Origin of the sequence: Pandoraea soli (assembly GCF_902459595.1) — a bacterium.
GTDB classification, from domain to species: Bacteria; Pseudomonadota; Gammaproteobacteria; order Burkholderiales; family Burkholderiaceae; genus Pandoraea; species Pandoraea cepalis.
In genome coordinates this window covers 857,016-883,782 of record NZ_CABPSG010000001.1, presented here as the reverse complement: position 1 = coordinate 883,782, position 26,767 = coordinate 857,016, and the positions used below count along the sequence as shown (strand labels likewise).

Genomic DNA, 26,767 nt, shown 5'->3' with positions numbered 1-26,767 from the left:
CGGGTACAATGCGCGCCATGGAAAAGTTCGATGTAGCAATCGTGGGGGCTGGCGCGGCCGGCTTGATGTGCGCGGCGGTGGCCGGGCAACTTGGGCTGCGCGTGGTGCTCATCGATCATGCGACACGTCTGGCGGAGAAGATTCGGATTTCAGGCGGCGGGCGCTGCAATTTCACCAATATCAACGCCGGGCCCGCCAATTACCTGTCCGAAAACCCGAGATTCTGCCGATCGGCCCTGGCGCGCTATACGCCGCGCGACTTTCTGGATCTGCTGGGGCGTCACCGCATCGCCTGGCACGAAAAGCATCGTGGACAGCTGTTCTGCGACAACAGTGCCGAGGACATCATCGACATGCTCCGCACGGAGTGCGCGACGGGGCACGTGCATTGGCGCATGCCATGCACCGTGCACACCGTTGCCCATACGTCCGCGGGCGGCGCTCATCCCTATCACTTGACGACAGATGCAGGTCATATCGCAGCCAAACGACTGGTGATTGCCACGGGTGGCCTGTCGATTCCCAAGATCGGCGCGACGGACTGGGGCTATCGGATCGCCCGGCAATTCGGGCTGGAGATCGTCGAGCCGCGTCCGGCGCTGGTGCCGCTCATGTTCGACGCGTCGACCTGGGCGCCGTTTGCGGGGTTATCCGGCCTGTCGCTGGAAGTCGAAGTGAGTGCGGGCAAGGGAAAGGACGCCGGTCGTTTCGTCGAGGATCTGTTATTTACGCACCGCGGGTTGTCCGGTCCGGCCATCCTGCAAATTTCCAGCTTCTGGACGCCGGGGCAGTCAATCACCTTGGATCTGGCGCCATCGTCAGACATCGAGGCTGCATTGTTCGAGGCGAAGGCGACGTCGAAGCGGCAGTTGGCCAACCTGCTGGCGCAATGGGTGCCGGCCCGGTTGGCCGACGCCTGGGTCGCGAACAGCGGGCTTTCGCCGCAGGCGCGTGTGCAGGAATTGCCGGACAAGGCGTTGCGCTCGCTCGCTCAGGCGTTTTCCAGTTGGACGCTCAAGCCGTGCGGGTCCGAAGGCTGGCGCAAGGCCGAAGTCACGCGGGGGGGTGTCGATACGCAGGCGCTGTCTTCCTCGACTCTGGAGGCGCGCACGCAACCGGGGCTGTATTTCGTCGGGGAGGTGGTCGACGTGACCGGGTGGCTTGGCGGCTATAACTTCCAGTGGGCGTGGGCGTCGGCCGTGGCGTGCGCGCGGGCAATGTCCGAAAGCGTGAAGGCTGAGCGCGCGGGCGGCGACGCGCTGTCGTAGACGGCCACTTCTGCGCTGTGATAATCTCTCCCCTTCGTGGAGACGACGCACCGAGGATGGAGCCGAGTCTCCGGCGGGCCCGCTTGTGATCGCGTGTGTGATCGTCTGCTCAAGCGGGTTTTTGTGCTTTCTACTCTCGCTCGCCCCAACGCCGAGCCATCGGCTGCGGTCGCTTGCGGCAAGTGCCTGACGGCGGTCGTCCTTTCCTTTGGGGCGGCATGCACTACACTGAAACGTATTCGAAATCCGGAACCCCTGCTCATGAGTCTGAAAGAACGCATTACCGAAGATATGAAGACGGCCATGCGTGCCAAGGCCGCGGAACGACTGGGGACCATCCGGCTGCTGCTCGCGGCAATCAAACAAAGGGAAGTCGACGAGCGCATCACTCTCGATGACACGGCGATCGTGGCCGTCGTCGACAAGCTGATCAAACAACGCAAGGATTCCATCAGCCAGTTCCAGGCGGCCGGTCGCACCGATCTGGCCGACAAGGAGGCCGCCGAACTCGACGTGCTCATGGTCTATATGCCCCAGCAACTCTCGGCTGACGAGGTCGAGCAGGCGGTCAAGGCAGCCGTGGCGCAAACGGGCGCCGCGGGTCCGCAGGACATGGGCAAGGTGATGGGCGTGCTCAAGGGCCAGTTGGCCGGCCGTGCCGACATGACGGCCGTGTCCGCGCAGGTGAAGGCGGCGTTGGCTGCGTAATTGAGTGGTGCGGTGAGTTGCCGTCGCAAGCGACGGCACGGTGCCGTGCCACGATGGTATCGATCCAGTGATCCCCCAGTCGTTCCTGCAGGACTTGCTCAACCGCGTCGATATCGTCGAGGTGGTGGGCCGCTACGTGCAGTTGAAGAAAGGCGGGGCGAACTTCATGGGGCTGTGCCCCTTTCATAACGAGAAGTCGCCCTCATTTACCGTAAGTCCCACCAAGCAGTTCTATCACTGCTTCGGGTGTGGCGCGCACGGCAGCGCGATCAGCTTCCTGATGGAGCATGCCGGACTCGGATTTGTCGAAGCTGTCGAGGACTTGGCCCGTAACGTTGGGCTGGATGTGCCGCGTGAGGCGCCGTTGCCGGGCGCGCCGGCACCTGTCGCGCAGCGTGCGCAAACCCTCGGCCTGGTCGACGTCATGACGCGTGCCTGCGACTACTACCGCAAGCAATTGCGTAGTGCGCCGACCGCCATCGAATATTTGAAGCGACGAGGATTGACGGGCGAAATCGCCGCGCATTTTGGACTCGGCTACGCCCCCGATGGCTGGCAGAACCTCGACGCCGCGTTCCAGGACTATCGCGACGATCAGTTGCTCGACGCGGGTCTCGTCATCGAGAGCGAGAAGGGCGAGGCGGGCAGCACGAAGCGTCGTTATGACCGTTTTCGCGACCGGATCATGTTCCCGATCCGAAACACGAAAGGGCAGGTGATCGCGTTCGGCGGGCGTGTGCTGGACAAGGGCGAGCCCAAGTATCTGAATTCGCCCGAGACGCCGCTGTTCAGCAAGGGCAGCGAGCTGTATGGGCTGTTCGAGGCGCGCACGGGAATTCGCGACGCGGGCTATGTGCTCGTCGTCGAAGGGTATATGGACGTGGTGGCGTTGGCGCAACTCGGCTTCCCGCAGGCGGTGGCCACGTTGGGCACTGCCTGCACGCCGATGCACGTGCAGAAGCTGTTGCGCCAGACCGAGACGGTGGTGTTCAGTTTTGACGGCGACGCGGCAGGCCGACGGGCGGCCCGCCGAGCGCTCGAGGCGTGTTTGCCGCATGCCGACGACAACCGGAGCTTCAGGTTCCTGTTCTTGCCGAGCGAGCACGATCCGGACAGCTATGTGCGCGAGCACGGCGCTGACGCGTTTGCCGATGAGGTATCGCGCGCCATGCCGCTGTCGCAGTTCCTGATCGGAGAAGTGACGGCAGGTAAGGAGATGCATCAGCCCGAAGGGCGGGCGCGTGCGCTGTTCGAGGCGAAGCCGTTGTTGCAGCAGATGCCGGCAAACGCGTTGCGAGGGCAGATCCTGCATGCACTGGCTGAGCGGGTGGAAAGTTCGGTCGAAGAAGTGGCCGGGTTGTGCGAGTTGTCGATCGGCGCGGCACGCCGTCAGAACACATGGAATAAGGCGCCGGCCAAGCGCGAGAAGCGCCGCGTAGTGGGAACCGAGCATCGGGCGCTGCAGAACCTGCTCATGTTTCCGGCACTAGGGAATGAATTAACCGAAGAAGAAGCCAAGATTTTGCAGGAAGGGCCCCATCACGCCGAGATTTTCTCGGAAGTGCTGGCGCATTGCCGCGAAATGGGGGCGCAGGCCGACTTCCGTTTCATGTCGGATCGGCTGCGGGTGTCGCCGAACTGGGCGAGTTTCGACGACATCCTTCGCGAAATTCTCTCGTTCGAAGAGAATGCCCGCGACCTGTTGTTGTTCGACCCGGAGGATGAGACCCAGGTCGAGCGTCGAGAAGAGCAGATCGCACTGCGGTTGGCGGAACTGAGAAGCGCGATTCGGCGCTTGCAGTACGACGGTCTGTGCGACGCCTTGGAGACGATTTTCAAGCGGACGTCGCTGACGTCCGATGAATTGCGCCACGCTCAAGCGCTGTCGCGGCAACGCGACGAATTGAAGCGGCTGCTGGCTCCGGCCGGCACAGGAGGCACGCGAAGTTGAGGTAAGCCCGCGTGCTACAATGGAAGGTTTTCAGTGGGCTGTTTTCTGGCAAGCGAGATCGCTATGGCAAAGATGACAACGACCAGCGGAAAAAAGACGGTTATCCCTGCACCGAAGGCAAAGCGCGCGACCAGCGCGGCGGCGGCATCCGGTGGGAGGGGGGCGTCTCGTTCTGCAAAAGCTGGCGTTGCCGTGAAAGCCGATGCGGTGGGTCGAGCCACGAAGAAAACGGCCAGCCAGGCAAGTTCGGCGAAACGTACCACGCAAGTAAAGGCAGCCGCCGGCGCATCGAAGACGACCGGCAAGACGGCTGCGAAGGTGACCGATGTCACCAAGCGCAAGAGTGCGACCGCCGCTACGGTGGGGGCTGCGAAGGCAGCCAGGCCGACGGTGAAGTCCGAGCCGCCCGTCAGGGCGACGAAGGCGGCAACGACCGTGAAGGCGACGGCCGGCGGGAAACCGCAGGCCCGACAACCCGCTGAAAAAAGCGCCAAGAGCGCAACTACCGCTAAGGCATCGACCTTGGCGGGCCGCAGTAAACCTGCGACGCAAGCCCCAAGCAAGACCGGGGCTTCCAGCAAACCCGAGGCTGTGGAGGTCGTGTCGGCAGCAAGCAAGCCGCCCGTCCCCCGGACGCGCGGCAAGGCCGCGAAGACCGCCGCCCCGGTGGCGCAGAGCGTCGCAGCGGATACTAGTGATCAACCCGTGAACGAAGATCAGACCAAAGTGGAAAAGCAGAAGGCGCGTGATCGCCGGGCAAAAGAGAAAGCACTGCTCAAGGACGCATTTTCCTCGCACCAGCCCGGAACGGCCGAGGAACTTGAGGAACGTCGCGGCAAGCTGCGGACACTGATCAAGCTGGGTAAGGAACGAGGCTTCCTGACCTTTGCTGAGATCAACGACCACCTGCCCGACGACGTGGTGGAGGGCGACGCGCTGGAAGGCGTGATCGCTACGTTTAACGACATGGGCGTTGCCGTGTATGAGCAGGCACCCGATGCCGAAACGCTGTTGCTCAACGACAATGCGCCGAACGCCGCAACGGACGACGAAGTCGAGGAGCAAGCGGAAGCGGCCCTGTCGACGGTCGACTCCGAGTTTGGCCGCACGACCGATCCGGTGCGTATGTACATGCGCGAGATGGGCACGGTCGAGTTGCTGACGCGCGAGGGCGAAATCGAGATCGCCAAACGGATCGAGGAAGGCCTGAAGCACATGGTGCAGGCGATTTCCGCGTGCCCGACGACGATTGCCGAAATTCTGGCGATGGCCGAGAAGGTCGAGCGTGAAGAAATGCGCATCGACGAGGTGGTCGACGGCCTGATCGATCCGAATGCCGAAGCGGTTGCGGCGGCGGCTGCAGCTGCTGCCGAAGACGAAGACTTCGACGCCGATGCGGAAGCGGAAGAGGAAGAAGCGGAAGAGGCGGCTGACGAGGACGACGACAGCAGCGGCGGCGGGGCTTCGGCCGCGCAGGTCGAGCAGCTCAAGCGTGACGCGTTGGCCAAGTTCGCCGAGATCGCCGACTGGTTTGGCAAGATGCGTCGTGCGTTCGAAAAGGAAGGCTACCAGTCGAAGTCGTACGTAAAGGCGGGCGAGTCGATCCAGGCGGAACTGATGACGATCCGTTTCACGGCGCGCACGGTTGAGCGTCTGTGCGACACGTTGCGTTCGCAAGTCGATGAAGTGCGCAACATCGAGCGCGCGATCCTGAATATCGTGGTCGACAAGTGCGGCATGCCGCGTGCGGATTTCGTGTCGCGTTTCCCGGGCAACGAAACCAATCTCGACTGGATCTACACGGTCGTGGCGGACAACAAGGCGTACAGCTCGGTGGTTGAGCGTAACGTCCCGGCGGTGCGTGAATTGCAGCAGAAGCTGATCGACTTGCAGGCGCGCGTGGTGTTGCCGCTTACCGAGTTGAAGGACGTCAATCGCAAGATGTCGGAAGGCGAGCGCCGTGCACGCAAGGCCAAGCGCGAGATGACCGAAGCGAACTTGCGTCTGGTGATTTCGATTGCGAAGAAGTACACGAACCGTGGCCTGCAGTTCCTGGATCTGATTCAGGAAGGCAACATCGGCCTGATGAAGGCGGTGGACAAGTTCGAATACCGTCGTGGTTACAAATTCTCGACGTATGCGACGTGGTGGATTCGTCAGGCCATTACGCGTTCGATCGCGGACCAGGCACGTACCATCCGTATTCCGGTGCACATGATCGAGACGATCAACAAGATGAACCGGATTTCGCGTCAGATTTTGCAGGAGACCGGTGTCGAGCCGGATCCGGCGACGCTGGCCGAGAAGATGGAGATGCCGGAGGACAAGATCCGCAAGATCATGAAGATCGCGAAGGAGCCGATCTCCATGGAAACGCCGATCGGTGACGACGACGATTCGCATCTGGGCGATTTCATCGAAGATACGGGCACGGTAGCCCCTGCGGACGCCGCGTTGCATGGTAGTATGCGCGACGTCGTGAAGGACGTGCTTGATTCGCTGACGCCGCGCGAGGCCAAGGTGTTGCGCATGCGTTTTGGCATTGAGATGAGCACGGACCATACGCTCGAGGAAGTGGGCAAACAATTTGACGTGACGCGTGAGCGTATTCGTCAGATCGAAGCCAAGGCGCTGCGCAAGCTGCGTCACCCGAGCCGTTCCGACAAGCTCAAGTCGTTCCTCGAAGGCAATTGATTGCGGCTGAGCGAGCGCCAGTAGTTGAGGGCCGTTAGCTCAGTGGTTAGAGCAGGGGACTCATAATCCCTTGGTCGCTGGTTCGAACCCAGCACGGCCTACCAAAGAAGTAGATAAGCCCCTGACGGTGACGTCGGGGGCTTTTTTTTGAAATCAATGATTTGCGTAGATATTCTTCTCTGGGCGTCAGTTCATTCCCGGTGCGGTTCATTGCAGTGTAACGGCGCATGGTCAAGATCTCGACAATGGCGAACAGCTTATATGCAGTTGCGACGCCTATTCTCACTGAATTCGCCGCATGTCGATGCAACGATCCTGGGCGGCAGATGCGCGATAACGCACACGATGCGCCGCGGGCAAGGGCCGCTACTTCGCACGTTCCTCCGCGACGCCGGTATAGACTGAATACGGCGCGGACCGCCCAAGCGGCGGGGCTAGACAAGCCGCTCGGCACCGCCGTGGCCAGCACTGCAAAGCATGTGCTGGTGTCGGACTTTCTTGCCAAGCACTATGGCGGGAACAACAGGCGACCAAGCGCCGTCGTTGATGAGGCGTTCAGCCGGACGACCACTGATCACCATGCCATCGTCGTGGCGCATCCGCAGCGCGATTCTGGGAATTCGGTCGGCGAACCTGTCGATGCGCAGGCCGCAACCATTATGGCTGGTGGCATTACGCACCAAGCGCTCGTATCGTCGCACATGCTCAAACTGCACGTCGAGTGCGCGGGCACAGACACTGGTAAGCCCGTGGCAGCACGAGACCGAGCAAGATCATTTTGGGCGACTGCGGGTCGCTCCGCGACGCTAAAGGCTGAACATCCACCCGACCAAGATGAAAAAAGCCCATCACGATGGATGGGTTATGAACCCGTGGAGCGGGGGGCACGACATTGCGTCACGGTCAGGACAGTCTACGCGCACCAGCTAGCCGAAATACTAAGGAATACCCGGGCGGGCACAGAATTATGCTGAAGCAGAAAGTGATGGAGCAAGCACCACCGGATACTGCCAAAGTAGCGAACGAGATTCTGTGGGGCACCGTGCAGCGGATGTTCCAGTTGATTGGCTGGCAGGTTCGCAAGCGGCCAATCGGCTTCAGACCTAGGATCCAGGTCCTGCCATCGGTGGCGACGATGGTCAATGAGCGTTCGTCAACGGATTTGTGCCGCGTGTGGTCGGGGCGAGATGGCTGGGCGGCGCTGACGCTGGTGATCGACGGCCACACGCGCGAGCTACAGGGCTGGCACCTGTCGCGAAGTGGCAAAGCTTGCACTGCCAGCTGCGCCCTGGAATACGCCCTGATCGCTCGCTTCGGGACGCTTGGTCGCATGCCCACTCCGTTTTGACTGCGCTCGGACAAGGGCTTGGTGTTTACTTTGCGAAGCTACACCGCATTGGTGCGCAGCTGCGGATTGCACCAAGCGTCCATCACGCCATACTGCCCGCAGCGGAATGGCATGGTTGAGCGCGCGATTCGCACCTTGAAAGAGCAATGTGTGCATCGGCAATGCTTCGACACGATCCAGCATGCTGCTCGCGTGATCAGTGACTGAATATGCTTTTGCAACCACCGGTGCCCACGTCAGGCGCTTGGAATGAACGCCCCGGCTGAGGCAGTTGTCTTAGCCGCTTAACCTGAGCTGATTACGCTGGGTCATTACACTACGCCTAGGAGTTCAACGAGCGAAGCGATAACTTTTGCCAGACTACTTCGTCACAAGCGACCAGCCGACATGGAGATCGCTTTTGCCGGACTCGTGCTCCCACTGCTGCTCGCAGGCATAACAGCGGTAGAACACGAGATTTCCAACTGCATGCGCAAAATACTTCCTTCGAGCGGTGCCAGTCTGCACGAGATCCTGGTGCGCCTCTCCGTTGGGCATTGTGTGCGCGAGTTGCTCGCACGCGGCGCATCTTGCCATATCGGTCTCCGCTTGTTTTGATGAATCCGCCCACCAGGCCATGCTCAGCATGGTCAAACGAAGCCCGCCGATATGCAAACGCTCGAATCCGTTTCGCCGGGGGGGATTGACGAACGGTCAGATCAGACTACGCCTCTCCAGGGCAGTCGGACCTAAGGAATACCCGCGTGACGCCATATCAATTCGGACCGCGCCTACTCTGGAGGGCCTAGAATGACGTCTATCGCGGCCTGACCGGAAATTTCAGCGATCAGATACGCCCATCGACGTGAAAACGGTCCATTGCGAATCTTTATCCGCGCGCCTAAAGCCATGACACCTACTGGCTTTATTGGACCATCTACACGAAACCATACGTCGAACATGTCCTCTGTGGTCGACTTCAGCTCAATTTGGATTTCGAAGCCACGATACTCAATCATCCTTTCCATCATTTCCTCCGACTTCAAAGAGGGGGCAGCATGCGAAAAGTCCGCGTAACCATCTCTTGAGCAGCGCGCCTCGAATCGATGATACCCCCTTAGCTCTCTCGCCTTGCGCGACGTGCGTGTGGGGAACTCGGAATTCAGCGGTGCCACGCCGCCAAATTCACGCCTATGGACTATCGCTATTGGTTTCAAGCGACATCGAATCGAAAGTCATGCCGCTGACGAACAGCGCTCCGTAATCATCCCGATCTTCGGGCGGACGCCGGGAATAAGCCCTTACACAAAATACGTTGTGTTGGGTATATGACCCGTGTATAAGTCGTATACGGAACATCAAGTTCGATTTTCATCGACTAGAGTTGATCGCGTCGATTTTTGCGAAATAATTCCGATCCCTGAAATTCTTGTTTGTCTGTCACTGGTGCCCAGTCAAGCCTTTCGCGATGGCAACATGCCGGGAAAATGAGGAGTTCACATGAGCACCGGAATTGTTAAGTGGTTCAACGACAGAAACGGCTTTCGTTTCATCAAGCCGGATGAGGGGGGCGACGATTTATTCGCCCACTTCTCGGAAATGCAGCCCCATGGGCGCACCGAGTTCCGCACCCTCCAAGAAAATCAGCACGTCGCTTTCGACATCGTGCGCGGGCCAAAAGGCTTGCAGGCCTCAAATGTCAAGTCCGCGTGATTAGTACCCGTTACCGCTCCCCCGCGTCACTGTGCCCGCATGCACGGTGACGTGACGCTGGTCGCCGAGCCGGAGGAAATATGGCTCACGTCACTTCGTGCTACGAAAGCTTTTGTTTAGAAGCTTTTGTGTTTCGCGGCCCAGACGCAGCCCGCGCGGGACGAAAGCATGATCGGTTGCTCGCAGTTTCAGTCCAGATCACTAATGTCGCTGCGAGCGATCCCGCGTCTCCATTGGAACCGAAGGTCGTTCGACTCGAGCGCAGACTCTTTGATTCGATCGGCGTCGCGAATCGCGCGCGCGATAAGTCTGGGGGCTCGTTGTCAGATGGCATCGTCCGTAGACGCACAACTGAGGTATGACCGAAATGTTTGCACCTCCAAATTGGTTTTTGTATTCGTCATATACGCCAGCGGATACAGCAAAATTCCTCTCCGTCGTATCCATTGCTTACGCAATTGGATTGGGCCAAAGGAGCGTGGCAACGACGTTGGCTCAGCACGGCCGCGTTGGCCGGTGGATCTGCCAACGCACCACTGATGATCGCAAACCGGCCAACTGAGCGGTCTCGATCGAAACGCGGAGCCATTGGGGCCTTAAAATTCTTACAGGAGCAAAAAATGCTCGCCCTTTCAGTACAGGCCATTACCGCAGCACTTCAGCGCATCGCTGAAAAAAGCCCTGATCAACCATCTGACGCAGTCATCAACGCTTTACTTGCTCGCGAGTTGATACATCGCGTTGGCAAGTGCTTTGAGCCAACCCAGTTTGGCCGCTCGTATTTCCGCCACGCATACACCGCCCGGCCAGCGTGGTAAGCAATAGCATAAAAATGCGGGGAGTGTGTCACTCGGGAGACGCGCATGACTCGGCCGGGATTTTCATCCCACGCGTGGCATAAAAACAAAGCAATTGTCTGAGTGCCGCAGAAATGGAGTTTCCGTTAATTGGCTATTCGTAAGTCTCGACTTCTTCATCCCTTAGAACTCTCTCAACGAGAGAATTATTTTCCTGATCCCGTTGGCTATTAGAGGGGATTGTTGGAGGTGCGGCAATGTGGGAAATAGTCGAGAAAAGTTTTAATGGTTTCGAGATATGGATTAATCTAAATAAACGTCTTGACGATATTGAGGTTGCGACATATGCGTACGTTGGCTTATTTCGCGAGCATGATGCGAATTATGACGATTTTCAAGCATTTAGGCCAGAGGGCGGCGTTCGCTTTAGCGACAGAGAAATGGCAATAGAGTCGTGCATAGCCACAGGGAAATGCATGATCGGCCGGCGGATTTGTTAGTGAATCGTGCCGGGAATCATGGGGGCGGATTGGTTGAAGTTAATGCAGTGACGTGCATGGGGCGAAGCGCAAAACTGGCGTATCAGTTGATGAGCGTTTATTCCAGACGCCGGTGAAACTGGCGACTCATGGGCGGCGGCGCCGTTACGTAAGGGAGCGCCTGGAGGCCAAGTTGCGTGATGTCGATAGTCTTGATTTTTCCGGTTCTCGGCATGCACCGTTCAATGGGCGAAACAAGTCTCATCGCGGTGACTAGAAATGCATCAACGGCTGCCGGGGTCGACGCTCGGATCTGCTGCGACAATGATTAAATTCGGTACAGTCCCGGTACACCCATAAAGTTCGCCAAACCTTTAAAAATTTCGCTAACCTATTGTCGCGTAAATACTTTTCGATGTTTCTGCTTACGGTCGCCTTCCTTTAATTTTCCTGGGCATCCGCAGTTAGCTGAAAACTCATAATCCCTTGGCCGCTGGTTCGAACCCAGCACGGCCTACCAAAGAAGTAGATAAGCCCCTGACGGTGACGTCAGGGGCTTTTTGTTTTGAAATCAACGGTTTTTGCAGGGCTTATTGTCTGCGTGTCTTCGTTTTTTCGATGCGGCGAGCGTGTCGGCGCTTCACTGCGCCGTGACGGCCTGAGGCGTGTTCCGGAAGCTGATCGCCATACGGTTATAGGTGTTCATCAGGCTGATGGCGATGGTCAGGTCAACCAGCTCGCGTTCATTGAACACTGCGCGGGCAGCGTCGTAGGTCGTGTCCGGCACACCGGTCTGCGCAATCAGCGTGACCGATTCGGCCCACGCGAGTGCAGCACGCTCGCGGTCGTCGAACAGACGCCCCGCTTCCCTCCATGCCTGCACGAGCGCCAGCTTTTCGACCGCTACGCCTTTTTTCAGCAGGTCGCGTGTATGCATGTCCAGGCAATAGGCACAGTTGTTGATCTGCGAGACGCGCAAGTAGACCAGGTCGACGAGCACCGGCGACAGGTCGCTCTGCATGACGTAGCCGTAGACGCCGCCAAGGGCTTTGACGCCCGCGGGCGCAATCTGGATGTAGTCGAGGCGCTTGCTCATGGGGTAACTCCTTGATGTGGTGATTTACTTGATGGGGGTGGTCAAGGCTTTGTCGTTGCTGTCCGCGACAAACACGGCCAGCAACTTGGCTTGCCTTGTTTCGCTAGCGTTGCGGCTAATGCGATGGACCGCGCCGGGCGCTTCAAAGAAGCTCTCGCCGGCCTTATAGACGCGCTTCGGACCGTCATCGACCTGCGACTCGATCTCGCCCGATAAGACGTAGGCGTAAATAAAAGCGGAGCCCGCATGCCTGTGCGCGGGCGACGCTGCACCCGGTGCGTAATCGACGACGACGGCGGTCAATGATTTACCCGGAATGTTGGGAATGGCGTGCCGAAAGTTCGGTGTGACGGTCTCAGCCGCGCCATGCGCTGCGGCCGATACGGCGATGCCGAGAGCCACGGCTGTGCAGGCGGCTCCTACGATGGATCGAATGTTCATGGATGTCGGGCTCCGTTTGTGTTCCTGCATTGTCGTGTGACACGCGGGCACGCGAAAGCACCAGGAATGAACATTTTGGATGTACCAAGAAGCGATGACGGAGCGTGTGCCGCCGGTCCGTCAGTGGTGCCCGAGAACGAGCTCCAGCAGGCGTGAGCAGTTGGCCGTCAGCGTTCTGTCTTGCAGATTCGTCACGCCGAGCAGCAGCCCCTGCTGCCCCGGATTGCCTGTGTACCAGGGTGAGAGAGGAACCGGGGCGAGCCCGAAAGCTCGCGCCCGCAAAGCGATATCGATATCCGATACGGATTGTGGAAGCGCGACCACGACGGTCATGCCGGCGGAGGCCTGCACTTTGATTGAATCCGAGGCCAACTGCTTCAGACAGCGAACCAGGGCGTCTTGACGGGCAGTGTAAAGACGCTTCATGCGCCGCAGATGGCGAAGATAGTGTCCATCGTGCATGAACTCGGTGACGGCGTGCTGCACGGATGCCGCCGGGGCGGGCGCAAGACATGCCGTGATATCGCCGAAGCGGCGTGCCAGGTCCGGCGGGACAACGAGAAATCCCAAGCGCAGCGCCGGGCTGATTGTCTTGCTGAAGGTCCCAATGTGTAGAATTCGGCCGTCCTGATCGAGCGAGGCCAGGGCCGGTGCGGCCCGCCCTTTCAGCTGCAACTCGCCGAGATAATCGTCCTCGATGATCCAGGCTTCGTGTTGTTTGGCCCAGGCGAGCAGTGAAATCCGTCGAGGGAGCGACATCGTCATCCCGAGCGGTGCCTGCTGGCCGGGTGTTACCACTGCGAGGGCGGCGCTGGGCGCGATTCGCATGCCAGCCTCTATATCGAGCCCGTCCGCGTCTACCGGTACACCTGCCACCGTCATGCCGGCCAGCCCAAGCGCCGTACGCGTGAGCGGAAAGCCAGGCTCTTCCATCCAGGCTTGTCTGCCTTCCACGCGCAGGCCGCGAATCGCCAGATTGAGCGCGCCGGAGAAACCTGCCGTGACGAAGACCTGGGAGGGACTGCATCGAAGCGCGCGAGCGACGCCAAGATACGCCGCGATCTCCTGTCGCAAATCTGGATCGCCGCGGGGATCGGGGTATCCGACAGGCGCCGCTGCCGCTCTGCGCGCCGCGCGCCCCTGAATGCGTGACCAGAGCTTGAACGGAAAGGCGTCTTGAGAGGGCACCCCCATCTGAAACGCCAACGGCACCGTGCTGAAGTCGTTGAACAAATCCGGCAGCGGCGGCGCCTCCGGCGACCATACGGTCGTCGTTGGCAAGGGCCGGGCGGCGATCCGGGTGCCGGCGGCGCCAAGGCCGATCGCGAACTGCTCATCGATCAGACGTTCGTAGGCGGCACGCACGGTACCCCGGGACACACCTAGCTGCGCGGCCAAATCCGACCACGAGGGCAGCCGCGCGCCCGCAGCAAGCTGGCCCGACTCGATCGCATTTCGAATCGAGCTGTAAATTTGCGCCGACAGCGAGACACGTGCGGTGCGATCGAGGCCGATGGAAAGGGGGGCTGCCATGAACGCGATAGTACATTGGGATTTGTCGAGAATGGACCTTTTCCCTGAACCATGGGGCGCGTAACTTTCTCGGTGTAACGCCGCCAGTCAGTTCCGGCGCCAAATGTGCCGCCGAGGTGCGGTACATCTTGAGTGGGGCAGCGAAGCGATACCGAGTCAGAAACGGTCGGCACGAAACGGCGCGGGGTCGACCAACGTCGGCGCGCCAGTGAGCATCTCGGCAATCAGGCGCCCGGTCACGGGGCCGAGCGTCAGACCGTGATGCGCGTGACCGAATGCGAACCAAAGATCCCGATGCCCGGGGGCCGGGCCGATGATCGGCAGCATATCGGGCGTGCAAGGTCGACACCCCATCCATGGCTCGGATTCGACCGGCTTTCCCAGCGGGAACAGCCGTCTCGCCAGAGGTTCAACGGCTGCTAGCTGCACCGGCGTCCGAGGTGCGTCGCGCAGCGCAAGCTCGACGCCCGTTGTCAGACGAATTCCCTGATTCATCGGTGCCAGCAAAAAGCCGCTCTCGGCATCCAATACCGGTTGATTCAGTTGTGCGCCTGTGTCGGGCAGAAAGTGCCGGTGATAGCCGCGCTTGACCGCCAGCGGCAGCCGGTAACCCAGCGCACGCGTAATGGTGTCGGACCAAGGCCCCATTGCCACGACGGCGTGCCGACCTTCGATTTCCCCCTCGAGGGTCTGCACGCGCCAATGGGGATTCAACGTGGTCGCATCGCCGCGCAAGATCTGCCCACCTATCGATGTGAAGTACTGCGCGTAGCGGGCAACCAATTCGCCGGGATCGCGAATCGAACTCGAAGCCGTATGGCGAATGGCGCCGATGAGCGTTGCCGAGAGCGACGGCTCATCCCGCTGAAGTTGCGCTGCATCGAGACGCTCGAAGGGCACACCGTACTCGCGTTGCCAGCGCTCGGTATCGAGAAGCGCCGCGTCGAACGCATCACGCCGATGGAAGACCTTTAGCCACCCGCCGTCGCGTAGCAGATCATCCGCACCCGCACGATTGATGAGTGCCTGGTGCTCGGTCAAGCAATGCTCGATCAGTGTGCTGTATTGACGGGCGATGCGGGCATGACGTTGCGGCGCGGAGTGATGCCAATACCGTACGAGAAATGGGGCGATGCTCGGCAGCGCCGACGGGTGATAGCGCACATCCGTCGATTGATTCCGCGCATAGTGAAGCAGCGTTCCGATGTCGCGAGGAAACGCGTACGGATACACGCCTTCACGTTGTATCAATCCGGCGTTACCAAATGACGTTTCCCGACCGGGCGTGCCGCGGTCAATGAGCGCGGTCGAAAGGCCACGACTCTGCAAGTGGATAGCCGTCGAGACGCCGACAATCCCGGCGCCGAGTACGAGAACATCGAATTTCATGATGGAGACACTGTCGTTATCCCATTGCTGTGGCTAGCCGCGTGGTCGCGTCGCAACGCGGACATTGGTATGCAAACGCGTGATTTCTTTGTTCATTTTTTGGACTCGGAGAAGAATGACGATGCGGCGGTCAACGCAGACGCAAGGCGTCCGTGGCTGTTCCGGTTATCATATATGAGAATTTAAATTCTCGTATACGAGAAAATTCCAAAAAATCAACGCAATCGGTTTCATGTGTTCGGTTCGTATTGTCTGGACCGTACATGCTTAGTGAAAGTCCTATGACGCCACCTACACCAAAGAAGCCTGCGTCGTCAGGCAAGCAGAAGCGCGACGACGGCCAAGTCACTCATGAAACGGTGGGCGCCCGACTGCGAAGCGCGCGCAAGGAGAACGGGCTGACTCTCAAGACATTGAGCGAGCGCTCAGGCGTCGCTGTATCGACCATCTCAAAGGCGGAGCGCGGCGACATTGCGCTCACCTACGACAAGTTTGGCGCGCTTGCCCGTGCACTCGGCCTGGATTACTCGGCCATTTTCGGGCATGGCAACGCCGAACTCAGCGCAGGGATGAGCCCATCGTTCACTGAAGCGGGAAAGCAGACGATATACGAGACCCCCAACTATCGCTATGGCATGATCGCCTCCGACCTTGCCAATAAGCGCATGGTGCCGATGCGTGCACACATTCGCGCGCGCAAGCTGGAAGATTTTGCTGACTATATTCGCCACGCGGGCGAAGAGTTCGTGTTCGTTTTGTCAGGGAGTTTGTTGCTGCAGTTTGAAAATGGCAGCGAATTTCGGCTGGCGCCAGGCGATAGTCTTTATTTCGACAGTGGCGTGAGGCACGTCTATCTGAGCGAGCACGATTCTGGCGTCGACGCCATCGTCTGCTGCGTAGACATGCATGTTCCGCCCCCAATGTCGCGCTCGCGATGAGGGTCGCCAGGGACTTGCCACCCGTTGTTGCGTCGGACACACCGGCCGGATTGGGCGAACCTTTTCCGGTGGATCTCCACGATTTTGTGGATGCCTATCGTTGGGTGCCGGTCATCTGGGACTTCTGAGCGCTTGACTCGGTGTCGGGTATCCAGGCGGTGAAATGAAGTCAACGAGCCCGCGACGGTGACGTCAAGGGCTTTTTGCTTTTTGACTCAATCCGCTGCGACATCGAAATGCCGTCTAGCCGCGATTGTCGACCCAGTCACGCGCCCACGTGGTGGCGTGCCCCAGGGCCTGCGTTTCGTTGTCGAAATAATCGAGCGCGTAGAAATTGTACGAAACCGGATCGGCGTCCAGGGGGCCGCCTCTGACGAGCACGAGGTTGGCAGCAAACCAGCCGTCCGATAGTTGGTGCGCGGATGGGGAAATTGAGTAGCCGTTGTATTGGTGGTGATGTTCGATATTTTGCATTAGCGATTGTCGAGCGCACACATGGCATTCGCGCCATACAAGCAGGACAATTTGAAAGTGGGGAGAGACGGATTGTGTCTAAACGACAAACGATGCACACGTTGAGGCGTGGCGATCGGATCGAGGGGGAGCGTCGCTGCGCGAGGAAGCGCGCGCGTGAGGCAGACAAGCGAAGGGCCGGAAGACCGGCCCTTGAAATACGTTACAGCGGGGTGATATTCGAGGCTTGCATGCCCTTCGGGCCACGCTTCGTCTCGTAGCTCACCTTCTGGTTCTCTGCGAGCGTCTTGAATCCATCGCCGCGAACTTCCGAGAAGTGAGCGAAGAGATCATCGCCGCCAGCGTCAGGAGTAATGAAGCCAAAGCCCTTGCTATCGTTGAACCACTTAACAGTACCGGTATCCATATCGATTCCTTGAAACAAAAAAAATACAGCTCCACTGCGGAGCGACAAAAACTTCAAGGAAGAGGAGAGGACAACGAGTACCGCGCAGACAAGGCGGAAAATGGTGATCAGCAATCGAGCTTCTTGAATATTTCGAAGCAGACAGTAACACCGGAAAGCTCGGTCTGTCAACGTAAATCGTTAAGGCGACTCGATATCGGGCAATGCGTCTGTGGTTTCGTGCAGCAACGCTGGGCTCACTGAGCGCAAACCGTCGTGCAAACCTGCGGCGATCCGGGCCGAACGACGGAGTTCTTCGCCACCTTGGTGTGGTGGCACTGGGTACGGCCGGACGCCGTGAACATGTTGAGCAAGGCTAAAGTTGTATCGCGGTGAGCCGTTATCGTGTCTGTTGAATTAGGTTTCGAACTTGGCTGCCACGCGGTGAGTCTCACGCCCGCGTCCCCGGCAATTCCGCTGCACCGCAGTTTTATTATTGAGACGGCACTTCGCTGGCTAACGCATGGAAAACGTCGATAAGGGATTCGAGCGAGTCAGCATTAGGCAACTGGTGGCGCTGGACGCAGGCCAGCTCGACGAGCTTCCTTATGGAGTCATCGGATTCACATTCGAGTTTCACGTAACGGCGTATAACGCAAGCGAGTCGAGGAATGCCGGCCTATCGCCCTCCAGAGTTTTGAATCGCCATATATTTGCGGAAGTGGCGCCGTGCATGAACAACTTCATGGTCGCGCAACGGTTTCTCGACTGCGCGACCTTGGACGACATCATTCCCTATGTGCTCACGCTACGAATGCGGCCAACACCCGTGAGGCTACGTTTGCTGAAGTCACCGGATGTTGCCACGTGCTTTCTTCTCATAGACCGTCAGGTGACAAATTGACAGGGTTGGCCGCTAGTCACGACGACCTCGCCTCCGAATATGAGGCGCTGTTGTCATTCATGTACCTTTCCCCCGTGGGAATCGTTCGCAGCGACGCGTCTGGGACCGTCGACATGATGAATCCCATGGCGGCCCAACTTCTGATGCCGCTGGTCAAGGCAAGCGCGATGTCGAACATCTTCGACGCGCTCGGAGCCGTTGCCCCGGAACTACGGAATCTCGTTTCGAGCTTCGAGCAGGAGCGCGGAAACGTCTGCGAAAATCATCGACTATTCGTCAGTCCGACAAAGGCAAATTCGGTCGTGCTTTCCTGTTCCATCATAAAGGTCAATGCAGACCTCTTGATGACGGTGCTCACGGATATATCGCGCCAGGTCGCCGCCGAAAGGCGAGTTCGGCAAACGGAAGCATGGCTGGCGGGCATCTATACAAGCGTCAACGACTTTGCGTTTTTCACACTCGATGCCCGCGGGTGCGTTGAAACCTGGCACGCTTCGATAGCGCGACTCGCGGACTTCTCTGCCGACGACATCGTCGGGAAGCCCTTGGATACTTTCTATGCTCCGAGCGAGCGGAAAAAAGGCTGGCTCCCCGAGCACGTGGCGCTTGCGCGTGATGACGGATGGCACATTGAGGAATGCTGGTGTGAGACAAAATCGGGACGACGCTTCTGGGGGCAAATTCTTGTTTCCGTCCTTCGGGAAGACTCCGGCGACATTTCCGGCTATTCCGTCGTGATTCGTGACGCCACCGAACGGAAAGTGACGAGCGACAACCTGGAGCGTTTGCTTACCACGGACCATTTGACTGGCGCTTCAAATCGGGCGTACTTTTTTGAGCTTGCGGAAGCGGAATTGGCACGTGCAAAGCGGTATGAGCGTCCGCTATCGCTTGTCATGCTCGATGCGGACCATTTCAAGCAGATCAATGACACGGCCGGGCACAAAGCGGGCGACGAGGTATTGAAACGGATTGTGCTTGAATCCCGGGCCATTCTTCGTGCCTCCGACGTTGTTGGCAGGCTGGGCGGTGAGGAGTTCGTCCTGCTTCTGTCGTCGACCGCTTCGCATGATGCCACGGAGATCGCAGAACGGCTGCGCGCTTCGATCGAACACGCGCTCATAGAAATTGACGGTCAGTCAATCAGGGCAACCGTTAGCCTCGGCGTCGCTTCACTGAGTGAGTCAGATGCGTCGCTTGATGACTTGCTGAGTGCTGCAGACAGTGCCCTGTATGACGCGAAACGTGCCGGGCGAAACTGCGTGCGGGTTAGCGCGCCTGACGCGCTCTGCAAAAGCGCCTCCAACACTAATGGCGCGCCAAGCGATGCTGGCCGTCGCTGAATAACAGACAAAGGTATCGCGAGGCACAAACAGTGACAAGCATGACAAAATCGATAATGCAGTTTTCAAGGTCTCCCGGCGCTGACGCGCCAATGCGTCAGTCGAAAGGATGCGCTGGCTGCCAGGATGAAGCGACATTATCGATAGATATCGATTTTGCGTTTCAACCGATTGTCGACGTCAGTCACAAGAAGATTTTCGCGTGTGAGGCGCTGGTGCGCGGTTCGAATGGCGCGCCGGCATACTCGGTATTGTCGCAAGTCGATGACGGAAATCGATATCGGTTTGACCAGCGGTGTCGGCAAGTTGCCATTGCAACGGCCGCCGAGCTGAAGCTCGACGCGCACCTGTCAATCAACTTCATGCCGAACGCGGTGTACCGCCCGGAAGTCTGCATCAGGACGACGCTCGAGGCCGCGCAGACCTATGGGTTTCCGCTCGAACGAATCATCTTTGAAACCGTCGAGGGAGAATACGTTAACGATCGCGCGCACTTGGTCGAGATATTCAGAGCCTATAAAAGCTATGGCTTCCTTACGGCAATTGACGACTTCGGTGCCGGATATTCCGGGCTGGCTTTGTTGGTGGATTTTCAACCGGATATCGTGAAGCTTGATATGGGTCTACTTCGTGGAATCGATACGGATTCCGTGCGTCAGCGCATCGTAAAGGGAATACTCGCCATCGCCAGGGACTTGGGCATACAGGTCGTTGCGGAAGGCATTGAAACGCGAGGCGAGCGTGACTTCTTCATTGCGCACGGTGTCAGCCTGATGCAAGGCTATTTCTTTGCGAAGCCCGCATTCAGAGCGATCCCTGATCTCGACGCGAGTGTATATCTCTGACGATCCGCCCGGGGGCGTCCGGTGAGAATGTCACTTATAGAATGGCGACACATCGCGCGATCCTGCTGTCGTGTGTCACCTCTTCATTCGGAGATCCGCCAAATGCGCAAACTCGCTTTTCTGCTTCTCGCTACCACCGTCCTGCTGGCAAGTTGCGCCGTCTATCTTCCCGACGATGGCGGTTATGGCGGACGTGGCGGCCCGGGAAATGGCTTCTGTCCGCCGGGGCAGGCGAAAAAGGGCAACTGCTGACGGCCAAGGGAAGCGAAGCGTCCGTCCACGCATCGTCGGGGTGGCGCTTCGCACCGAATCAGGCACCGAATCAGGCCAACGCCGCGAACCCGGCACTCGCCCCGCCGGTTGGCTGTGACGCGGGCAGGGGCGTGATGGAGAATCGCCCACTCGCTGGATCGTCGAAGGAATGGCCGACGCTTCTCGTTTCGATAACCACGCCACGCGCACACATATAAAAAGCGGCTCGCCTGCGCACGCCGGCGAGCCGCGAATGCCTGAACGCCCGCATCGGCGTTCGGCCCACAGGACCGCATGCGTCCCATGTTCTTCCCCGGCGTCGACAATGCGCGTCGGCGCCATCGCAATGGTTGAGCCCGTCGCATCCATCGCAACGGTCGCCGCGTCCGGTCGCCCGCCCGTCGGCGTTGGCGACCGTCGGCAACGTCATCGCCCCGCCAGCATCGAACCGCGCTCGCGCAAGTTGACGTGCATGTCGAACGCGTGTTCCAGCGCGTGCGGCGTCTGCCCGCCATAGCGCAGGGCGTCGCGATAGTAGTCGCGCAACACTTCTCGGTAGCTCGGGTGCGCGCAATGATCGATCACCAGGTTCACGCGCTCGCGCGGGGCGAGCGTGCGCAGATCGGCCAGGCCTTGCTCCGTCACGAGGATATCCACGTCGTGCTCGTTGTGGTCGACGTGCGGCACCATCGGCACGATGCTCGAGATCTTTCCGTCCTTCGCAATCGACTTGGTGGCGAAGATCGCCATGCGGGCGTTGCGAGCGAAGTCGCCCGAGCCGCCGATGCCGTTCATCATGTGCGTGCCGCCGACGTGCGTGGAATTCACGTTGCCGTAAATGTCCGCTTCGAGCGCGGTGTTGAGTGCGATCAACCCCAGCCGTCGAATGACTTCAGGATGGTTGCTGACCTCCTGCGGACGCAGCACGAGCTTGTCGCGATAGCGCCCGAGATGCTTGAAAACACGATCCTGCACGGCTTGCGACACCGTGATCGACGACCCCGACGCGAACACCATCTTGCCCGCATCTATGAGTTCGAACGTCGAGTCCTGCAGCACCTCGGAGTACATCGTAAGGTTCTCGAACGGCGAGTCGATGAAGCCCGTGAGCACCGCATTGGCAATGGTGCCGATGCCCGACTGAATCGCAGGCAGCGTGCGCGGCAGGCGGCCGCGCGAGACTTCGTGCTGGAAAAATTCGATGAGGTGGCCGGCGATGTTCTGCGTGTCCGCATCGGGCGGCAGCGCGTTGGAGGCGCTGTCCGGCGTGTCGGTGATAACGATCGCGGCGATCTTCTCCGGCGCAATCTTCACCACGTTCGTGCCGACGCGATCGCGCACGTCGACGATGGGCAGCGGCGCGCGATGCGGACGCTGACCCGGAATCCAGATGTCGTGCATGCCTTCGAAGGCGAGCGGCTGCGCAAGGTTGATCTCCACAATCACCTTGTCCGCGAGGATCGCAAAGCTCGCCGAATTGCCGACCGACGAACTCGGCACGAGCCCGCCGTCTTCCGTGATGGCAACGGCCTCGATCACGGCCACGTCGAGCGCGCCGAACTGTCCGGTGCGCAGGAATTCGACGGTCTCCGACAAATGCTGATCGACGAACATCACATCGCCGCGATTGATCGCGCCGCGCAGCGTCGTGTCGACCTGGAACGGCAGACGCTTCGCCAGCACGCCTGCTTCGGTCAGCGTCTTGTCGGAATCGTGTCCGAGCGACGCTCCCGTGATCAGCGTGATCTTCATCGGGTGGGCCTTGGCCCGCTTGGCCAGCGCGATGGGCATGTCCTTGGCGTCGCCGGCGCGGGTGAACCCGCTCATGCCGACCACCATGCCGTCTCGCACCAACATTGCCGCTTCGTCGGCACTCATCACCCGGTCGCGCAGCGACGCCAGGCGGATGCGGTCTTCAAACATCTTCAGGCTCCTCGTCTCTCTTATTCGAATCCCTTGATCTTTCGGCGTGGCAGCTAAGGGCAAGCCTGTCCGCGCCTGATTCGCAGTGTATTGACCCATCGGTCACATTTCCAATATATTAAAAGTGGCATTTGAATACTTTGTATGTATGAGCAACGAAAACCCCAATGGGGCGGGGCAGACAGAGGAGCAGTCATGGAATTGCGGCATTTGCAATATTTCATTGCAGTCGCCGAAGAGCGTCATTTCACGCGGGCGGCGGCGCGTGTCGGCATTCAGCAGCCGCCGTTGAGTCTGCAGATTCGGCAACTCGAGGCGGAATTGGGCGGGCCGTTGTTCGTGCGCTTGCCGCGCGATGTCGTGCTCACGGAGTTGGGCGAGGCGTTCCTGCCGGAAGCGCGGCAGGTGCTGGAGCGAGTGGAGCGCGTCAAGCGCCGAATGCAGCAGATCTCGCGCGGCGAGGCGGGGCAGATCCGTATCGGGTTTGCGGGCGCGACGTACTTCGAGCCCCGCATTCCTGCGTGGATCCGTGACTTCCGCGCTCGCTATCCCGACGTGCAACTGCATCCGCAACAGAGCAACACCGCCAGCTTGTTGACGGCGCTGGTCGACGAAGCGGTCGACGTGGCATTTGTTCGCACGCCGTTCGAGCTGCCGCCGGGGATCGTCACGGTGCCGGTCGCCGACGAGCCGATGGTGTTGGTGTTGCCGCTGGGACACCCGATGTGCGCGCGGGAGCGCGTGCCGCTCGCCGCGCTCGCCCGGGACGAATTCATCTTGCTGCCGCGCGAGATCAGTCCAGCGTTGTACGACCGGACGATTGCGGCCTGCGAATCTGCCGGATTTCACCCGAAGCTCGGGCAGGAAGCGCCGCAGATCACGTCGATCGTGCCGATGGTGGCGGCGGGGTTCGGGGTGTCGCTCGTGCCCGCGTCGGTGAGTCAGATTCGTACACCCGGCATGGGATTCTGGCCCATCGAGGGCGACGTGCCGCTCGCGCCGATCAGCCTCGCTTATCGCGCCGAACACGCCTCGGCGGCGATCGATCGATTCATTGCGATGTCGCCGCAGGCCTCGCCTGACAGTGACGACAACGTAACGCCGCCCGTCTGATCGCCTCGGTGCCGTCCGGGCACGGCTTGTCGCGTTACGCCGACGACTCGCCATCGCTGGCGGCAGGGCGGGACGTCGCGGCGAGCGGGTGACCGGCATCAGCGCGCCGGAAGGCCGGCGCATCGCCGTACACGTCGTAGCCGCGCTGGCGAGGGCTGGGCACGGCATCGTCGCGCGTGGGCGGCCAGCCATTGGCGCGCAGCTTGCCGATGAGCAGCGGGTGAATCATCAGCGAGTAGAACAGGCAGGTGGCGGGCAGCGAAAACGCCAATGCCGATTCCTTCCAGATCAACGCGGGCCCGATGGCGAGGAGGGTCCAGGCGAGCGCATGCCACGTGAATCCGTAGGCCATGAGGTAAAGCGGACCGAGGAAGAAGGCCGCGACACACGACAGACGCGTGATCTCGACGACATCTCCGTTCGCCGGATTGCGAAATTTGAGCGTCATGGCGAGGTCGTGGGAAGGAGGGCGGGGAGCCAAACGTTACCGTAGCGCCGACCCCATTTCGTCCCCCCTGTTGTGCGGTCGCCGCTTGCCGGATTGCCGAGCATCGGCGGGCGAGGTTGGCCGATGAGTTTTCTTGCGAAGGCACGACGAGCGAGCGTGACAGTCTCGCTTCCGTAACGGCATGGGGGGGCGGCGTCAGACAAACCATTTACGCCGGATCAGGAAAATTACCGAGAATAGCGACAGTGATTCGGGGCTAGAGTGGAGTTGCCGTGGCTCAGATGTGCCCCCGACCTCCACGGACTATCCGGCTCGCCGATCAGGCGGGCCGCTTTTTTTTCGACCGTTTGTCGAGATTCCTTAACATGCTAGGATTTCCTGAAAAACAGCATCGGTCGGCAGCGTGATCGCTGCCGCTGGATTGAAGGGGACATGTGATGCAATCTTTTCGGTTTTCCTGGCACTACGTCAGCCACACGCCGCCGGGGCGCCCGTTCGACTTGGAGGGGGCGGTCACACCGCGTACCGACGAACGTTTCGATGGTGCCGTCGATGCCTATTGTGAGGGGCACTACATCGGACGTTGCGAATTTTCGAGCATCGATGCCCATGATGCGTCCGAGGCTGCGGCAATGGTCCGAAAACGGATCGAGCGCCGCATCGAAGATCGCGTCGCGAACGAGAGTCAGACATCCCACTGAATGCCCTGTAAGGGCAGGATCGGCGAGCAAAAAAAACGGCCAGCAAGTTGCTGGCCGTGAAATCCACCAGGAGGAGGTGGAGGAGACAGGTGTAACTATATCAGGGAAATCCCTAGACGGGTTAACCTTCGCAAGAAAATTTGTAGAAAAACGCCAACTGCGACAATTCGTCGCTTTTCATCGCATCCTTGGCCCAATTCCCCCGCCTGTATAGCCTGCTGGCATTTTGCCAGGGGGCTCCCATCGTTCAGATGGAGAAAAACCACAAAGCTGAGCGCCATGTCCGTGAGCCGAGGTTCCACCGATCTCGCTCGGATTCCTGCCCCCATCGCGTTTGCATGTCCTGAAAATCTCAGTGTTAACACTAGGCATTGATTTACGTTTGGCGATATAAACTTCCGCAAAGCGTAATTTCATGCGCGACGGAATTGGGTGGATTCGCCGTCCGATCCGGCGCATGACATGCCTTGTTTGCTGGATTCGGGCAACGAGGCGCCTGGGACGAGGCCGCGATGGGAATAGGCCGTCGCCAGCCCCTCGACCGGGAACGCAATGCCACGAAGTTGCGAAAAACGTTGGGAGACAAAATGAAAGCAGCAGAAGTGAATGTGGGCGCACTGATCGACGAGAGCCGTCTGGGCGCGTATCAGTGGTGGGTGATCGCATTGTGCGCGATGTGTCTGGTGGTAGATGGCTTCGATGTTCAGGCGATGGGGTATGTCGCGCCGGTGGTGATTCGGGAATGGGGCATTGCCAAGGAAACACTCGCGCCGGTATTCGGCGCGGGGCTGTTCGGCATGCTGGTCGGCTCGCTTACCTTTTCGGCACTGGCCGACAAGCTGGGCCGTCGCCCGGTGCTCATTGGCGCGACCTTGTGCTTTTCGGCGTGCATGATCGTCACCGGTTTCGCCAACACGATTACGGAACTGGTCGTCTGGCGCTTTGCGGCCGGGCTGGGCCTGGGGTGCATCATGCCGAACGCGATGGCGCTTGCCGGCGAGTACAGCCCGCGCCGCATCCGCGTGTCGCTCATGATGATTGTGTCGTGCGGTTTCACGCTGGGCGGTGTGCTCGGCGGCCTCATCACGGCGGCGATCATTCCGAGCCTGGGCTGGCGCGCGGTGTTCTACATCGGCGGCGCCATTCCGTTGGTGCTCGGTGTGCTGATGTGGATCTCGCTGCCCGAGTCGATCCAGTTCCTCATGTTCGGCAAACGCGACAACGCACACATTCGCAAGCAACTGCTACGCGTGGCACCCGGCGCCAACGTGCCGGTCGACGCCCGCTTCGTGCTCGATGAGCAAAAGGCGAAAGGCGTGCCGTTCGTCGAGCTGTTCAAGGACGGCCGCGCACGGGTGACGCTGCTGCTCTGGGTCGTGAACTTCGCAAACTTGCTCGACATGTACTTCCTGTCGAACTGGTTGCCGACGGTAATTCGCGATGCGGGCTATTCGACACAGGTCGCCGTGATGGCGGGCACCGCGCTGTGGGCGGGCGGTGTGATCGGCACGCTACTGCTCGGCCGCGTGATCGATCGCGTCGGCTTCACGAGCGTGCTGGCCGTGACGTTCCTCATCGCGATGGCGGCGACGGCGGCGATCGGCAATCCGATGGTCATGGTGTCGATGGTCGCGGTGTTCATCGCCATCTTCTTCGCGGGCTTCTCGATCATCGGCGGGCAACCGGCGCTCAACGCACTCGCCGCGACGTATTACCCCACCTCGTTGCGTTCCACCGGCATTGGCTGGAGCCTCGGTATCGGCCGCATCGGTTCGGTGCTCGGTCCGGTGCTGGGCGGCGCGCTGATGCATTTGCAATGGTCGTCGTCGTCGCTGTTCCTGGCGGCGGCGGTGCCTGCGTGCGTTTCGTTGATCGGCGTGCTGGCGATTGCCCGCACGCAGCGCAGCGACGGCGGCAACCTGCAGGCGGCAACGGCCGGATGAGATGGCGAGGTCGAAAGGTTCGGGACCTGAACGCTGCGCCATAAGCATCGGTTAGGGGTCCGATAACCATCGAGTATGAAAGTGCGACGCCCGCCAGCGTTA

The 26,767-nt window shown here is 59.9% G+C and carries 27 protein-coding genes and 1 tRNA gene; 18 read left to right on the top strand and 10 right to left on the bottom strand.

The window, feature by feature from the left end:
* The first annotated feature begins 17 nt into the window (after positions 1–17).
* The 3 genes from PSO31014_RS03805 (at position 18) to dnaG (ending at position 3,927) form a co-directional block, all read left to right on the top strand.
* Positions 18–1,268 carry a BaiN/RdsA family NAD(P)/FAD-dependent oxidoreductase gene (locus PSO31014_RS03805; RefSeq protein ID WP_150550346.1) on the top strand — a complete coding sequence of 417 codons (1,251 nt, stop codon included), beginning with the start codon at positions 18–20 and terminating at the stop codon, positions 1,266–1,268.
* A gap of 261 nt (positions 1,269–1,529) precedes the next feature.
* Positions 1,530–1,976, top strand: coding sequence for a GatB/YqeY domain-containing protein (locus tag PSO31014_RS03800; protein WP_017231854.1), 447 nt, complete (start codon positions 1,530–1,532; stop codon positions 1,974–1,976).
* 67 nt (positions 1,977–2,043) lie between these two features.
* The gene (gene dnaG, locus PSO31014_RS03795; RefSeq protein ID WP_150550441.1) at positions 2,044–3,927 is read left to right on the top strand and encodes a DNA primase; all 1,884 of its coding nucleotides are present in this window, start codon (positions 2,044–2,046) and stop codon (positions 3,925–3,927) included.
* Positions 3,928–3,941: 14 nt separating this feature from the next.
* On the opposite strand, the gene PSO31014_RS03790 is transcribed toward dnaG, so the two are convergent.
* The gene (locus PSO31014_RS03790; RefSeq protein WP_150550345.1) at positions 3,942–4,544 is read right to left on the bottom strand and encodes a hypothetical protein; all 603 of its coding nucleotides are present in this window, start codon (positions 4,542–4,544) and stop codon (positions 3,942–3,944) included.
* On the opposite strand from PSO31014_RS03790, the gene rpoD reads away from it, so the two are divergent.
* Both rpoD and PSO31014_RS03780 read left to right on the top strand, forming a co-directional pair.
* Positions 4,519–6,621, top strand: coding sequence for an RNA polymerase sigma factor RpoD (gene rpoD, locus PSO31014_RS03785; protein WP_150550344.1), 2,103 nt, complete (start codon positions 4,519–4,521; stop codon positions 6,619–6,621). The two genes, PSO31014_RS03790 and rpoD, sit on opposite strands and share 26 nt — an antisense overlap.
* Before the next feature lie 28 nt (positions 6,622–6,649).
* Positions 6,650–6,725: transfer RNA gene (locus PSO31014_RS03780), tRNA-Ile, on the top strand.
* A gap of 330 nt (positions 6,726–7,055) precedes the next feature.
* Here the strand turns inward: PSO31014_RS03780 and PSO31014_RS03775 are convergent.
* Positions 7,056–7,301 carry a hypothetical protein gene (locus PSO31014_RS03775; protein WP_150550343.1) on the bottom strand — a complete coding sequence of 82 codons (246 nt, stop codon included), beginning with the start codon at positions 7,299–7,301 and terminating at the stop codon, positions 7,056–7,058.
* Between the two features lie 287 nt (positions 7,302–7,588).
* Between PSO31014_RS03775 and PSO31014_RS22595 the strand changes: the two genes are divergently transcribed.
* From PSO31014_RS22595 to PSO31014_RS03750, 5 genes are all read left to right on the top strand, one after another.
* Positions 7,589–7,969 carry a hypothetical protein gene (locus tag PSO31014_RS22595; protein WP_246176209.1) on the top strand — a complete coding sequence of 127 codons (381 nt, stop codon included), beginning with the start codon at positions 7,589–7,591 and terminating at the stop codon, positions 7,967–7,969.
* A 21-nt stretch (positions 7,970–7,990) separates the two neighbouring features.
* Positions 7,991–8,176, top strand: a complete 186-nt coding sequence (locus tag PSO31014_RS22815; protein WP_343039571.1) for an integrase core domain-containing protein — start codon at positions 7,991–7,993, stop codon at positions 8,174–8,176.
* A 180-nt stretch (positions 8,177–8,356) separates the two neighbouring features.
* Positions 8,357–8,566: a hypothetical protein gene (locus PSO31014_RS03765; protein WP_150550342.1), complete on the top strand. Its 210-nt coding sequence runs from the start codon at positions 8,357–8,359 to the stop codon at positions 8,564–8,566.
* 882 nt (positions 8,567–9,448) lie between these two features.
* The gene (locus PSO31014_RS03755; protein WP_150550341.1) at positions 9,449–9,661 is read left to right on the top strand and encodes a cold-shock protein; all 213 of its coding nucleotides are present in this window, start codon (positions 9,449–9,451) and stop codon (positions 9,659–9,661) included.
* A gap of 620 nt (positions 9,662–10,281) precedes the next feature.
* A complete protein-coding gene (locus PSO31014_RS03750) occupies positions 10,282–10,479 on the top strand; it encodes a hypothetical protein (RefSeq protein ID WP_150550340.1) in 198 nt (65 codons plus the stop codon).
* A gap of 1,098 nt (positions 10,480–11,577) precedes the next feature.
* On the opposite strand, the gene PSO31014_RS03745 is transcribed toward PSO31014_RS03750, so the two are convergent.
* The 4 genes from PSO31014_RS03745 to PSO31014_RS03730 form a co-directional block, all read right to left on the bottom strand.
* Positions 11,578–12,033 carry a carboxymuconolactone decarboxylase family protein gene (locus PSO31014_RS03745; protein ID WP_150550339.1) on the bottom strand — a complete coding sequence of 152 codons (456 nt, stop codon included), beginning with the start codon at positions 12,031–12,033 and terminating at the stop codon, positions 11,578–11,580.
* Positions 12,034–12,057: 24 nt separating this feature from the next.
* Complete coding sequence (locus PSO31014_RS03740) at positions 12,058–12,474, bottom strand: cupin domain-containing protein (RefSeq protein ID WP_150550338.1); 417 nt, start codon at positions 12,472–12,474, stop codon at positions 12,058–12,060.
* A gap of 120 nt (positions 12,475–12,594) precedes the next feature.
* Entirely contained in the window at positions 12,595–14,007 is a 1,413-nt protein-coding gene (pdxR, locus tag PSO31014_RS03735) for a MocR-like pyridoxine biosynthesis transcription factor PdxR (protein WP_150550337.1), read from the bottom strand.
* 156 nt (positions 14,008–14,163) lie between these two features.
* A complete protein-coding gene (locus PSO31014_RS03730) occupies positions 14,164–15,396 on the bottom strand; it encodes an NAD(P)/FAD-dependent oxidoreductase (RefSeq protein ID WP_150550336.1) in 1,233 nt (410 codons plus the stop codon).
* A 281-nt stretch (positions 15,397–15,677) separates the two neighbouring features.
* Here PSO31014_RS03730 and PSO31014_RS03725 point away from each other — a divergent pair, with 281 nt between their 5' ends.
* Positions 15,678–16,334: a helix-turn-helix domain-containing protein gene (locus PSO31014_RS03725; RefSeq protein ID WP_150550335.1), complete on the top strand. Its 657-nt coding sequence runs from the start codon at positions 15,678–15,680 to the stop codon at positions 16,332–16,334.
* 243 nt (positions 16,335–16,577) lie between these two features.
* On the opposite strand, the gene PSO31014_RS03720 is transcribed toward PSO31014_RS03725, so the two are convergent.
* Both PSO31014_RS03720 and PSO31014_RS03715 read right to left on the bottom strand, forming a co-directional pair.
* Positions 16,578–16,808 carry a hypothetical protein gene (locus PSO31014_RS03720; protein ID WP_017231944.1) on the bottom strand — a complete coding sequence of 77 codons (231 nt, stop codon included), beginning with the start codon at positions 16,806–16,808 and terminating at the stop codon, positions 16,578–16,580.
* Positions 16,809–17,010: 202 nt separating this feature from the next.
* A complete protein-coding gene (locus PSO31014_RS03715) occupies positions 17,011–17,214 on the bottom strand; it encodes a cold-shock protein (protein WP_017231945.1) in 204 nt (67 codons plus the stop codon).
* A gap of 502 nt (positions 17,215–17,716) precedes the next feature.
* Between PSO31014_RS03715 and PSO31014_RS03710 the strand changes: the two genes are divergently transcribed.
* The 4 genes from PSO31014_RS03710 (at position 17,717) to PSO31014_RS22325 (ending at position 20,537) form a co-directional block, all read left to right on the top strand.
* Complete coding sequence (locus PSO31014_RS03710) at positions 17,717–18,097, top strand: phosphonate transporter (protein ID WP_150550334.1); 381 nt, start codon at positions 17,717–17,719, stop codon at positions 18,095–18,097.
* 113 nt (positions 18,098–18,210) lie between these two features.
* Positions 18,211–19,440 (top strand): sensor domain-containing diguanylate cyclase, encoded by a 1,230-nt coding sequence (locus PSO31014_RS03705; RefSeq protein ID WP_174976360.1) that lies wholly within the window; start codon positions 18,211–18,213, stop codon positions 19,438–19,440.
* A 92-nt stretch (positions 19,441–19,532) separates the two neighbouring features.
* A complete protein-coding gene (locus PSO31014_RS03700; protein ID WP_150550332.1) occupies positions 19,533–20,285 on the top strand; it encodes an EAL domain-containing protein in 753 nt (250 codons plus the stop codon).
* Positions 20,286–20,387: 102 nt separating this feature from the next.
* Positions 20,388–20,537 carry a hypothetical protein gene (locus PSO31014_RS22325; RefSeq protein ID WP_174976359.1) on the top strand — a complete coding sequence of 50 codons (150 nt, stop codon included), beginning with the start codon at positions 20,388–20,390 and terminating at the stop codon, positions 20,535–20,537.
* A gap of 426 nt (positions 20,538–20,963) precedes the next feature.
* Here PSO31014_RS22325 and scpC read toward each other — a convergent pair whose 3' ends face one another.
* Positions 20,964–22,460, bottom strand: a complete 1,497-nt coding sequence (gene scpC / locus PSO31014_RS03695) for a succinyl-CoA:acetate CoA-transferase ScpC (protein WP_150550331.1) — start codon at positions 22,458–22,460, stop codon at positions 20,964–20,966.
* Between the two features lie 195 nt (positions 22,461–22,655).
* On the opposite strand from scpC, the gene PSO31014_RS03690 reads away from it, so the two are divergent.
* Positions 22,656–23,573 carry a LysR substrate-binding domain-containing protein gene (locus PSO31014_RS03690; protein ID WP_150550330.1) on the top strand — a complete coding sequence of 306 codons (918 nt, stop codon included), beginning with the start codon at positions 22,656–22,658 and terminating at the stop codon, positions 23,571–23,573.
* Between the two features lie 34 nt (positions 23,574–23,607).
* Here the strand turns inward: PSO31014_RS03690 and PSO31014_RS03685 are convergent, their stop codons facing one another.
* Positions 23,608–24,021 (bottom strand): hypothetical protein, encoded by a 414-nt coding sequence (locus PSO31014_RS03685; protein ID WP_150550329.1) that lies wholly within the window; start codon positions 24,019–24,021, stop codon positions 23,608–23,610.
* Positions 24,022–24,458: 437 nt separating this feature from the next.
* Here PSO31014_RS03685 and PSO31014_RS03680 point away from each other — a divergent pair, with 437 nt between their 5' ends.
* Together PSO31014_RS03680 and PSO31014_RS03675 are read left to right on the top strand one after the other, a co-directional pair.
* On the top strand, positions 24,459–24,722 hold the full coding sequence (locus tag PSO31014_RS03680) for a hypothetical protein (protein ID WP_150550328.1): 264 nt from the start codon (positions 24,459–24,461) through the stop codon (positions 24,720–24,722).
* A gap of 587 nt (positions 24,723–25,309) precedes the next feature.
* The gene (locus tag PSO31014_RS03675; protein ID WP_150550327.1) at positions 25,310–26,665 is read left to right on the top strand and encodes an MFS transporter; all 1,356 of its coding nucleotides are present in this window, start codon (positions 25,310–25,312) and stop codon (positions 26,663–26,665) included.
* The last annotated feature ends 102 nt before the right edge of the window (positions 26,666–26,767 follow it).

Bases quoted from the DNA above. Each gene is read 5' to 3' on its own strand.
- PSO31014_RS03805 (WP_150550346.1), top strand. From the start codon at position 18: ATGGAAAAGTTCGATGTAGCAATCGTGGGGGCTGGCGCGGCCGGCTTG.
- PSO31014_RS03800 (WP_017231854.1), top strand. From the start codon at position 1,530: ATGAGTCTGAAAGAACGCATTACCGAAGATATGAAGACGGCCATGCGT.
- PSO31014_RS22595 (WP_246176209.1), top strand. From the start codon at position 7,589: ATGCTGAAGCAGAAAGTGATGGAGCAAGCACCACCGGATACTGCCAAA.
- PSO31014_RS03765 (WP_150550342.1), top strand. From the start codon at position 8,357: ATGGAGATCGCTTTTGCCGGACTCGTGCTCCCACTGCTGCTCGCAGGC.
- PSO31014_RS03755 (WP_150550341.1), top strand. From the start codon at position 9,449: ATGAGCACCGGAATTGTTAAGTGGTTCAACGACAGAAACGGCTTTCGT.
- PSO31014_RS03750 (WP_150550340.1), top strand. From the start codon at position 10,282: ATGCTCGCCCTTTCAGTACAGGCCATTACCGCAGCACTTCAGCGCATC.
- PSO31014_RS03745 (WP_150550339.1), bottom strand. From the start codon at position 12,033: ATGAGCAAGCGCCTCGACTACATCCAGATTGCGCCCGCGGGCGTCAAA.
- PSO31014_RS03740 (WP_150550338.1), bottom strand. From the start codon at position 12,474: ATGAACATTCGATCCATCGTAGGAGCCGCCTGCACAGCCGTGGCTCTC.
- pdxR (WP_150550337.1), bottom strand. From the start codon at position 14,007: ATGGCAGCCCCCCTTTCCATCGGCCTCGATCGCACCGCACGTGTCTCG.
- PSO31014_RS03730 (WP_150550336.1), bottom strand. From the start codon at position 15,396: ATGAAATTCGATGTTCTCGTACTCGGCGCCGGGATTGTCGGCGTCTCG.
- PSO31014_RS03725 (WP_150550335.1), top strand. From the start codon at position 15,678: ATGACGCCACCTACACCAAAGAAGCCTGCGTCGTCAGGCAAGCAGAAG.
- PSO31014_RS03720 (WP_017231944.1), bottom strand. From the start codon at position 16,808: ATGCAAAATATCGAACATCACCACCAATACAACGGCTACTCAATTTCC.
- PSO31014_RS03715 (WP_017231945.1), bottom strand. From the start codon at position 17,214: ATGGATACCGGTACTGTTAAGTGGTTCAACGATAGCAAGGGCTTTGGC.
- PSO31014_RS03710 (WP_150550334.1), top strand. From the start codon at position 17,717: ATGGAAAACGTCGATAAGGGATTCGAGCGAGTCAGCATTAGGCAACTG.
- PSO31014_RS03705 (WP_174976360.1), top strand. From the start codon at position 18,211: ATGATGAATCCCATGGCGGCCCAACTTCTGATGCCGCTGGTCAAGGCA.
- PSO31014_RS03700 (WP_150550332.1), top strand. From the start codon at position 19,533: ATGCGTCAGTCGAAAGGATGCGCTGGCTGCCAGGATGAAGCGACATTA.
- PSO31014_RS22325 (WP_174976359.1), top strand. From the start codon at position 20,388: ATGCGCAAACTCGCTTTTCTGCTTCTCGCTACCACCGTCCTGCTGGCA.
- scpC (WP_150550331.1), bottom strand. From the start codon at position 22,460: ATGTTTGAAGACCGCATCCGCCTGGCGTCGCTGCGCGACCGGGTGATG.
- PSO31014_RS03690 (WP_150550330.1), top strand. From the start codon at position 22,656: ATGGAATTGCGGCATTTGCAATATTTCATTGCAGTCGCCGAAGAGCGT.
- PSO31014_RS03685 (WP_150550329.1), bottom strand. From the start codon at position 24,021: ATGACGCTCAAATTTCGCAATCCGGCGAACGGAGATGTCGTCGAGATC.
- PSO31014_RS03680 (WP_150550328.1), top strand. From the start codon at position 24,459: ATGCAATCTTTTCGGTTTTCCTGGCACTACGTCAGCCACACGCCGCCG.
- PSO31014_RS03675 (WP_150550327.1), top strand. From the start codon at position 25,310: ATGAAAGCAGCAGAAGTGAATGTGGGCGCACTGATCGACGAGAGCCGT.